The organism is Bacteroides coprosuis, from assembly GCF_020741705.1.
GTDB classification, from domain to species: Bacteria; Bacteroidota; Bacteroidia; order Bacteroidales; family Bacteroidaceae; genus Bacteroides_E; species Bacteroides_E coprosuis.
In genome coordinates this window covers 1-9,946 of the sequence record NZ_DYYK01000037.1, presented here as the reverse complement: position 1 = coordinate 9,946, position 9,946 = coordinate 1, and the positions used below count along the sequence as shown (strand labels likewise).

6 protein-coding genes and 2 pseudogenes are annotated in these 9,946 nt (G+C 36.2%); 5 read left to right on the top strand and 3 right to left on the bottom strand.

Annotated features, from left to right (window positions below):
- Positions 1 to 179 precede the first annotated feature (179 nt).
- Positions 180 to 1,793 (top strand): ABC-F family ATP-binding cassette domain-containing protein, encoded by a 1,614-nt coding sequence (locus K8V80_RS02440; protein ID WP_006744531.1) that lies wholly within the window; start codon positions 180 to 182, stop codon positions 1,791 to 1,793.
- Positions 1,794 to 1,937: 144 nt separating this feature from the next.
- Here K8V80_RS02440 and K8V80_RS02435 read toward each other — a convergent pair whose 3' ends face one another.
- From K8V80_RS02435 to K8V80_RS12035, 3 genes and pseudogenes are all read right to left on the bottom strand, one after another.
- A complete protein-coding gene (locus tag K8V80_RS02435) occupies positions 1,938 to 2,987 on the bottom strand; it encodes a leucine-rich repeat domain-containing protein (protein WP_276775208.1) in 1,050 nt (349 codons plus the stop codon).
- A pseudogene (locus K8V80_RS02430) lies at positions 2,984 to 4,675 on the bottom strand (helix-hairpin-helix domain-containing protein); the annotation flags it as partial. The gene K8V80_RS02435 and the pseudogene K8V80_RS02430, both read right to left, overlap by 4 nt.
- Positions 4,676 to 4,740: 65 nt before the next feature.
- Positions 4,741 to 5,125 (bottom strand): annotated as a pseudogene (locus K8V80_RS12035) (Tex-like N-terminal domain-containing protein); the annotation flags it as partial.
- A gap of 129 nt (positions 5,126 to 5,254) precedes the next feature.
- Here K8V80_RS12035 and K8V80_RS02425 point away from each other — a divergent pair.
- The 4 genes from K8V80_RS02425 to K8V80_RS02410 all read left to right on the top strand — a co-directional run.
- Positions 5,255 to 6,985, top strand: coding sequence for a bifunctional metallophosphatase/5'-nucleotidase (locus K8V80_RS02425; protein ID WP_276775204.1), 1,731 nt, complete (start codon positions 5,255 to 5,257; stop codon positions 6,983 to 6,985).
- Between the two features lie 2 nt (positions 6,986 to 6,987).
- A complete protein-coding gene (locus K8V80_RS02420; RefSeq protein ID WP_276775202.1) occupies positions 6,988 to 7,443 on the top strand; it encodes a GAF domain-containing protein in 456 nt (151 codons plus the stop codon).
- Between the two features lie 71 nt (positions 7,444 to 7,514).
- Positions 7,515 to 7,868 carry a hypothetical protein gene (locus K8V80_RS02415; RefSeq protein ID WP_276775200.1) on the top strand — a complete coding sequence of 118 codons (354 nt, stop codon included), beginning with the start codon at positions 7,515 to 7,517 and terminating at the stop codon, positions 7,866 to 7,868.
- Positions 7,869 to 7,940: 72 nt separating this feature from the next.
- The coding region (locus K8V80_RS02410; RefSeq protein WP_276775199.1) for a TonB-dependent receptor at positions 7,941 to 9,946 on the top strand (2,006 nt) is incomplete at its 3' end.

Genomic DNA, 9,946 nt, shown 5'->3' with positions numbered 1-9,946 from the left:
TTTATGCTGTATATGCTCTGTATGATGTACAAATACTTTGCCACATTATAGTGTTTGCTAAAATTTACGGCAAAGATAATATATTTATGTCAGAATGTCACCATCCTAAAAATTTGTATTTCGAAGATTATCACTACCTTTGCGGGCGTTTTAAATAATTAATATTCAATTTTGGTAGAATGATAACAGTATCTAATGTTTCAGTTCAATTTGGTAAAAGAGTCTTGTTCAATGAAGTAAACTTGAAATTTACTAATGGAAACTGCTATGGTGTAATCGGTGCTAATGGTGCTGGTAAATCCACTTTCTTGCGTACCATTTCAGGTGATTTAGACCCTACAACTGGTAATATAACTCTTGGTCCAGGTGAACGCTTATCTGTATTAAGTCAGGACCACTTTAAGTGGGATGCTTATACTGTTCTTGATACAGTAATGATGGGGCACACCATTCTTTGGGACATTATGAAGCAGCGTGAAGCTTTGTATGCTAAAGAAGATTTTACCGATGAAGATGGTATGCGTGTGTCTGAGTTAGAAGAAAAATTTGCTGAACTAGATGGTTGGAATGCCGAAAGTGATGCTGCTGCTTTATTAAGTGGACTCGGAATAAAAGAGGATTTACACTATACATTAATGGGTGAGCTTAGTGGTAAGCAAAAAGTGCGTGTGATGTTAGCTCAGGCATTATATGGTGAACCCGACAACTTACTACTTGATGAGCCTACCAATGACCTTGATATGGAAACTGTTCAATGGTTAGAAGACTATTTGGCAAACTGCGAACACACTGTACTTGTAGTGAGTCACGACCGTCACTTCCTTGATGCAGTAAGTACGCATACTATTGATATCGACTTTGGCAAAATTAATATGTTTGCTGGTAACTATAGTTTCTGGTATGAATCTAGTCAGTTAGCGCTTCGTCAACAACAAAATCAACGAGCTAAGGCTGATGAAAAGCGTAAAGAATTAGAAGAATTTATTCGTCGTTTTAGTGCAAACGTAGCTAAGAGCCGTCAAGCAACTAGCCGTAGAAAAATGCTTGAAAAGCTGAATGTAGATGAAATTAAGCCTTCTTCTCGTAAGTATCCAGGTATTATCTTTACTCCAGAGCGTGAACCAGGTAATCAGATTCTAGAAGTAAAAGATTTAGCTGCTAATGGACCTGATGGTACTCCTTTATTTAAGGGGGTAAGCTTCAATGTAGAAAAAGATGACAAAGTAGTATTCTTGTCAAGAGATCCTCGTGCTATGACTGCTTTGTTTCAAATCATAAATGGTGAAGAAGAGCCTGTTGCAGGAGAATATAAATGGGGTGTGACAATCACAACTGCATATCTACCACTAGATAATACGAAATATTTTGAATCGGATTTGAACTTAGTCGATTGGCTTGGTCAGTTTAGCTCTGGTAATGAAGTTTATCTTAAAGGCTTCTTAGGAAGAATGTTATTCTCGGGAGAAGAAGTTTTGAAGAAAGTAAATGTTCTTTCTGGGGGAGAAAAAATGCGTTGTATGATTGCTCGTATGCAATTGAAGGACGCAAACTGCTTGATTTTAGATACTCCAACCAACCACTTGGACCTAGAATCTATTCAGGCATTTAATAACAATTTGAAAAGTTATAAAGGCAATGTCCTTTTCTCTTCTCATGACCATGAATTTATTCAAACTGTAGCAAATCGTATTATTGAATTAACTCCTAATGGAATTATTGATAAGATGATGAGCTATGATGATTATATTCACTCTGATCATATCAAAGAATTAAGAGATAAATTCTATAAGTAAGAAATTTAAAAAGCTCGTTTTGAACGGGCTTTTTTTATGCTTAGAGGTTGAGTTTATTTGAGCAACTTCTTTAAAGAATAAAAGCGACTTGTGTGATATGACAAGTCGCTTTTATATTATTTATTTCTAGGTTATGTTTCTTACTTATTTAGCATAGACTAATTTATTCTTTACTCCTTCACCAAATATATTTTCTCCTATTGCAGTGATATTATTGCCCAAAGCTCTAACCACATCAAGTGCATGGCAATTTATAAAAGCTCCATAATCAATAGAAGTTAAGGAAGCGGGCAGAGTTAATATAGGTCCTAGCTTATTACAATTATCAAAAGCTCTTAACCCTATAGTTTTTAAATTTCTTGGGAGATAAGTTGTGATTAAATTTACTTTTTGAGCGAATGTATATTCTGGTATTTCAGTAATATCTGTTTCTGTTAAATCTACATAAACCAAATTAGACATAAAATCACGAATTAATCTCAGGTCATCTAGATCTACAATGCCTGTAAGAGTAAGATAATTGACATCTTTGGGTTGTATGCCTTCTCTAGAGAGTAGTTCAGCTAAACTTTTGTCCGACTGTAGGTGTAGGTTTACTCTTATCGGATCACTGTCTATGATCGCAAAATCAGTCCATTGCTTTTTACTCGTAAAATTTTCTTTGCAACCTGCTGGAACAAAGACAGCAGTTCGTTGTGGAGATAAAGCCGTATCCCCTAGAGTAGGAGCAGTACCTCTAGTACTAACTAGCACCTCAAGTTTAGGACAATTAGCAAAAGCATATTTATCAATGGCATTTAGGCTATGAGGTAAAATTACTTTCTCTAATGATGGCTTCCCTTTTGGATCGTAATCCGTTTTTTCAGAAAAAGCATGTGCAGGTATTGAGTTACTATTATAGACTTGAAAAGCATCTACTGTACCTTTTTTCCCTATGTAGTTTTTGATATCAACTGCTGATAAATCTAATACTCTAAGATTCTTAAATTCATCTCTCAGGTGTTTGAAGTCAATAGCATTTATCTTACCCGTTAAAGTAAGATGTGTAATCTTGTTTGCTTCATCTAATGTTAGTTCTGAAATAAGAGATCCTGCTTTTTTAACAAAAATAGCTTTCTCTATTTTTTGAGCCCACAAGCTACAAGGACCTAATAAAAGAGCTAGGGCTAGATAAATAAGTCTTCGTGTATTCATAATTTATTCTGTTCAATGTTTTTTAAAGATAACTGTATGCGTTTACGCTCTAAATCGACCGAAAGTACTTTTACATAAATTTGTTGGTGTATAGAAACGTATTGAGTAGGGTCTGACACAAATTCATTAGCCATTTCAGATAAATGTATTAAACCATTTTCTTTAATGCCAAGGTCAACGAATGCTCCGAAGTTAGTAATGTTTCCCACAATACCCGGCAGAATCATTCCTTCTTTTAAATCTTCTATAGTTCTGATGTTCTGATCGAACTGGAAGACCTTAATGGCTTTTCGAGGATCTCGTCCTGGTTTCTTCAACTCAGACATTATATCTTTAAGTGTAGGTAACCCTACTTGGTCTGTAATGTACTGCTGAATATCCACACGGCTTTGAAGTTCTTTCTGTGCTATAAGTTCTGGAACTGTACATTTCATGTCTTTAGCCATTTTCTCTACGATATGATAACTCTCAGGGTGGACTGCTGTATTATCTAGTGGGTTTTCACCCTCTCTGATTCTTAAAAACCCTGCTGCTTGTTCATACGTTTTAGCTCCCATACGAGGTACTTTTAGGAGTTCTTTTCGTGAAGAAAAAGGTCCGTTTTCTGTTCGGTAATCTACTATGTTTTGAGCCAATTGAGGACCAAGTCCAGAAATATAAGTGAGTAGGTAAGTACTAGCTGTATTTACATCTACTCCCACAGTATTTACACAATTTATAACTGTTTGATCTAGAGCTTTCTTTAGTTTGGTTTGGTCAACATCATGTTGGTATTGTCCTACACCAATAGACTTTGGATCTATTTTAACCAATTCAGCAAGAGGATCAATAAGTCTTCTAGCAATAGATACAGCACCCCTTACAGTAACGTCGTATTCAGGAAACTCTTCCCTTGCAATCTTAGATGCTGAGTAGATAGAAGCACCTTGTTCACTTACTACAAATACCTGTAACTCTCTGTCAAACTGCTGGTGAGTAACAAAGTATTCTGTTTCTCGACTAGCTGTACCATTGCCTATAGCTATAGCTTCTATTTTATAAGCTTCCACCATCTTTCTTAATTTGGAAGCTGCTTCAGGCTTCTTATTGTGAGGAGGGTGAGGAAAGATATTTTCGTTGTGCAATAGATTTCCTTGAGCATCTAGACAGACTACTTTACAACCTGTTCTGAATCCTGGGTCTATTCCTAGTACTCTTTTTTGTCCGAGGGGTGGAGCAAGAAGAAGTTGCTTTAAGTTCTCTTTAAAGACTTCTATTGATTCATCATCTGCTGTTTCTTTACTAGAATTAGCAAACTCTGTTTCTATGGCCGGTTTAAGTAGTCTTTTGTAAGAATCCTCAATTGCTTTTTCTATAATTTCAGTATTTCTCCCATGCCCCTTGATTAGATATCGTTTGGTTTTATCTATTAAATCATCTTCATAATTGGGAGTAATAGAAACTCGTACTATCTTTTCTGCCTCAGCTCTGCGAATAGCTAGTAAACGATATGACGTAATTCTCTTTAGCGGCTCAGAAAAATCAAAATAATCTCTGTACTTTTCACCTTCTTCCTCCTTGCCTTTGATTACTTTAGACTCAATTAAGCCTTGTCTGTCAAATTGTTGTCTAGTAATATTTCTTACCGTTTCATTCTCGTTAATCTGTTCGGCAATAATGTCTTGAGCTCCATCAAGAGCATCTTGTTCTGTGGCAACTTCATCGGAGAGGTATGCCGCTACTTTAGAGCTGTAATCTCCGTTTTGTTGAAGTAGAATAAAATGGGCTAGAGGCTCTAGTCCTTTATTTCTCGCTATTTCTGCTCTTGTTCTACGTTTGGGTTTGTAGGGGAGATATATATCTTCAAGAGTATTGAGTTCCCAAGTGTTTTCTATCCTTTTTTTGAGCTCAGGAGTCAAAGCACCTTGCTCTTCTATGGTAGATAAAATACTTGTTCTTCTTTTTTCAATCTCTGTAAGTTCTTCGTGTTTTTTAGCAATCTTCTCTATTTGAACTTCATCTAATCCGCCCGTAGCTTCTTTTCTATACCTACTAATAAAGGGGATACTAGCACCTTCTTGTAAAAGTTTTACGGTATGACTTATCTGTGCTATGGCAATATTTAGCTCATTTGAAATGATTTTATTGAATAATGTCATGTTCTATTTTTACTTAGATATTTTCTCAAATTTACATATTAATTCTTATCAACTCTTATCTTTGTATATAAATGAAAATCAAAATTCAATAGGATTTGTTAAGATTATAAAACAATGATGCATATCGATATGAAAAAACTAGTTGGCTTATTTCTGATTCTATTCTTGTATATACCCAGTTTGTGGGCACAAGAAGTTCATATTAAATTTCTGATAACGAGTGATGTACACGGAAACTATTTTCCTTATAATTTTATTACTCAAGAAGGCTGGGAGGGTAGTTTGGCAAGGGTTTATAGCTATGTAGAGCAGCAACGTAAAGCTCTCAATAATCAGGTTGTACTGCTTGATAATGGCGATATTTTACAAGGTCAGCCTACAGCTTATTACTCCAACTTTATAGACACCGTTTCCCCTCATATTACTTCGTCGGTAATGAATTATATGAAGTATGACATCGGTAATGTGGGCAATCATGATGTAGAAACAGGTCGGTCGGTGATGGGAAGATGGATTCGTGAGTGTAATTTTCCTGTACTCGGAGCCAATATAATGGATGAAACAACTCATGTTTCTTATCTCAGACCTTATGAGATTATACAAAGAGGTGGAGTGAAAATTGCTGTTTTAGGAATGATTACACCTGCTATTCCTGTGTGGTTGCCTCAGAATTTGTGGAAGGGACTCTATTTTGACGATATGGAAAAGACAGCACAAAAATGGGTAAAAATCATTCAAGAAGAAGAACAACCGGATGTGTTGATTGGTATATTCCATGCAGGAAAAGAACCTCGACAGATGGGAGAATACCTTGATAATGCTTCTATGCTTGTAGCACAAAATGTTCCTGGTTTTGATGTGGTGATGTTTGGTCATGATCATCAAAAAGCTTGCGAAAAAGTAGATAATATTGCTGGAGATTCGGTATTGATTATCAACCCTGCAAATAATGCCTTCTTCTTAGGGGATGTAGATATTAAACTTACTTACGATCAGAATAGCTTAATTGATAAAGAAGTTGAAGGTAGACTTGTAGATTTGAGAAAAACAGAAGTTAGTAAAGACTTTATGAAGCATTTTGATCAAGAATTCAATACCATAAAGGACTTTGTATCGGCTAAGATAGGGGAGTTTTCTACCACTATTTCTACTCGCGATGCTTATTTCGGATCTTCTGCATTTATTGATTTAATCCATAATTTACAGTTAGATATCTCAAAGGCAGACATTTCTTTTGTGGCACCTCTTTCTTTTGATGCTCAAATTGATAAAGGAGATGTGTTTGTAAGTGATATGTTTAATCTGTACAAATATGAAAATATGCTATATGTGATGGAGTTGAGTGGTCAAGAAATAAAAGATTTCTTGGAAATGTCTTATTCACAGTGGATTAATCAGATGAAATCTCCTGAAGATCATTTGCTATTGCTTAAAGAAGAACGCACTGGTAGTGATGAACGTACCGTCTTTAAATATTTTAGCTATAACTTCGATTCGGCAGCAGGAATTATTTATGATGTAGATGTTACTCAATCTCAAGGTAATATGATCCATATCAAGAGTATGGCAGATGGAACACCGTTTGACTTGACAAAAACTTATAAGGTGGCTCTAAATTCGTATAGAGGAAATGGCGGCGGAGAGTTACTAACCAAAGGTGCAGGAATACCACACGATGAACTCACTAGCCGTATTGTGTATGCCACAGATAAAGATTTGCGTTACTACTTAATGGAAACAATTCGTAAGCAAGGAAAGATAGATCCTAAGCCTTTAAATCAGTGGAAATTTATTCCCGAAGAGTGGACTATACCTGCTGCAAAGCGTGATTACAAACTTTTATTTGGAGCTGAGAAATAACTATGACTAAGTTGACAAAAAAAGAAAGATATGAATCTCTACTCAGTCAAATAAAAGGTTTAGTTGAGGGAGAGCCCAATAAGATTGCTAATATGGCAAATGTTGCTGCGGCTATATTTGCTGAATTTAAGTTTCATTGGGTAGGTTTCTACCTTGTAGAGGGAGATGAATTGGTGTTAGGGCCATTTCAAGGGCCAGTAGCTTGTACTCGTATCACTAAAGGGAAAGGAGTTTGTGGCACGGCTTGGGAAACAGGAAAAGTACAAATTGTAGATGATGTGCATGAATTTCCGGGTCATATTGCTTGTAGTGCCTATTCTTTATCCGAAATAGTTATTCCTATTTATTCTAATAACAAAATAATTGGGGTGCTAGACATTGATAGCGATACCTATAGTTCATTTTCTAATGAAGATGAATTGTATCTTTCAGCCATTATGTCTCTTTTCTTAAAATAGAGTAAGAATTTAATTTAAGATTTGATTATTTGCCTTATCTTTGCTCATTCTAAATAAGACACGCTATTTAGGTGAGTAAAGTAAGGATAAAAAGAACGGCTTTATTATTAGCATTCCTATTTTTGGGATACTATATTAATCAAAGTATATTTCTGCATATGCACTATGTGGATGGAGTTGCTATAACGCACTCTCACCCATTTTCGCATAGTCATTCTCACTCACACTCTGCTTGTCAATGCGTAGCTTTAGATCGCTTTACGCATTTCGATGCTTCTACCGATATATTATTCTCTTTTTTACCTCAATTACTCTGCATTACGTTTGAGTATGTAGAACTTATAGAAGATCATATCCCATCGGTATATACTCCCTATTTACTACTTAGAGGACCTCCCTCTGCTTTTTTCTATAGAATCAAGTGATACTTTTTCTTATGCCTATACGAGGTAGAAGAAGGTTTTTTATTGTCTATTTCTAAAAGCAAATCAAATTTAATGAAACATTATATTTTATTATTAATGGCATTTTTATCATTGAATGTCACTAATATAGAGGCATCTCCACGTGAAAAAACGGGGGTGATAAGGGGGAAAATCAATGAGAAATACTCGAAAGAATCTGTGCCTTATGCTACAGTCCAATTAGTAGGTCATGGTAGCGGTGCAGTATCTAAAGACGACGGAACATTTGTTATCGAGCACTTAGCAGAAGGTAAATATCTTCTGCGTGTTCAGGCTATGGGGTATAGAACGCAAGAGGTAGATGTTATTGTATCTGCTCAAAAGCCATCTGTTGTAGATTTTATATTGGCTGAAGAAGCTTTTATGGTAGATGAAGTTGTTGTATCTGCCAATCGTAATGAAGTGAGCCGTAGGAATGCACCCGTAGTGGTGAATGTAATGAGTACTAAGCTATTTGAAACTGTAAACTCTACCGATTTAGCAAAATCTCTTAGCTATCAATCGGGTTTACGTGTTGAAAACAACTGCCAAAACTGTGGTTTTCCTCAAGTAAGAATCAATGGTCTTGAAGGTCCGTACTCTCAAATATTAATCAATAGCCGTCCTGTTATTAGTGCTCTTTCTGGGGTGTATGGATTAGAACAAATGCCCGTAAATATGATAGAGCGTGTTGAGGTGGTGCGTGGTGGTGGTTCTGCCCTTTTTGGAGCGAATGCAGTAGGAGGAACAATCAATATCATTACCAAAGACCCTATTAATAACTCTTTCCAAGTTGCTAGTACCTTTTCTAATATGAACGGAAAATCGTGGGAGCAATACGTGGGAGCCAATGCCTCTTTTGTAAGCAAAGATAATAAATACGGACTGGCTCTTTATCAGGCTTATCGCAATAGAAACCCTTACGATGCAGACGATGACGGTTTTACAGAGTTGGGTAAATTAAACATGCATACCTTTGGTTTGCGTGGTTATTATCGCCCTACTGATATGGGTAGATTAACTGTGGAATATCATACCACCAACGAGTTTCGTAGAGGAGGTAATAAACTAGATATGCAACCTCATGAAACAGATATTACGGAACAAACTAAACACGTTATCAATTCTGGTGGATTAAGCTATGATCAATACTGGAATGAATATAAGCAAAAGCTTTCTGTATATGGTTCTATTCAGCATACCGATCGTAAAAGCTATTATGGAGCAGAACAAGACCCCGATGCTTATGGTAAAACTTATGATTTAACTTGGGTAGTAGGTGGTATGTTTGTTGGAAAAATGGATAACTTCCTGATTGGTCCAGCTACATTTACAGGTGGATTGGAGTATCAAGATAACGATTTGCACGATGTCATGTTGGGCTATGGTCGAGATATGGAACAGAAAGTTCATATCATGGGTGGCTATGTTCAAAATGAATGGGATTGGGAACGTTTTAACCTATTAATAGGTGGACGTTTAGATAAACATAATTTGGTAAACAATGCCATATTTAGTCCCCGAGTAAACTTCTTATATAAAGCTACTGATAACCTGCAAGCACGTCTTACTTATTCAACAGGTTTTCGTGCACCTCAGGCATATGATGAAGACCTACATGTGGCAGCAGTAGGTGGTGAAGGTATCCAAATCAAACTATCTGATGATTTAAGAGAAGAGCGTTCTACAAGTTATAGTGGTTCTCTAGATTGGACTACCTACATAGGACATTGGCAAACAAATATCTTAGTTGAAGGTTTCTACACAGACTTAAGACACGTATTCGTGTTGGAAGATATGGAAGATCCTGCTACTCAGTCTATTTACAAAGAGAGAAGAAATGGTTCGGGTGCTCGTGTATATGGAGCCAATATTGATGCTAAAATAGCACATGGTAGAGATGTCCAATTACAAGTAGGCTTTACTGCTCAAAGGAGTAAATATAAGAAAGACGAAGTGTGGACTACCCCTGAAGACAATGTGCAGCTAACCACTCGCAATATGCCTAGAACTCCTAATCTTTATGGATACTTTACGCTGACAACTGCTTTCTTGAAAAA

What these genes read in the sequence shown, in the direction of transcription:
- K8V80_RS02440 (WP_006744531.1), top strand. Translation starts at nt 180, where the DNA reads ATGATAACAGTATCTAATGTTTCAGTTCAATTTGGTAAAAGAGTCTTG.
- K8V80_RS02435 (WP_276775208.1), bottom strand. Translation starts at nt 2,987, where the DNA reads ATGAATACACGAAGACTTATTTATCTAGCCCTAGCTCTTTTATTAGGT.
- K8V80_RS02425 (WP_276775204.1), top strand. Translation starts at nt 5,255, where the DNA reads ATGAAAAAACTAGTTGGCTTATTTCTGATTCTATTCTTGTATATACCC.
- K8V80_RS02420 (WP_276775202.1), top strand. Translation starts at nt 6,988, where the DNA reads ATGACTAAGTTGACAAAAAAAGAAAGATATGAATCTCTACTCAGTCAA.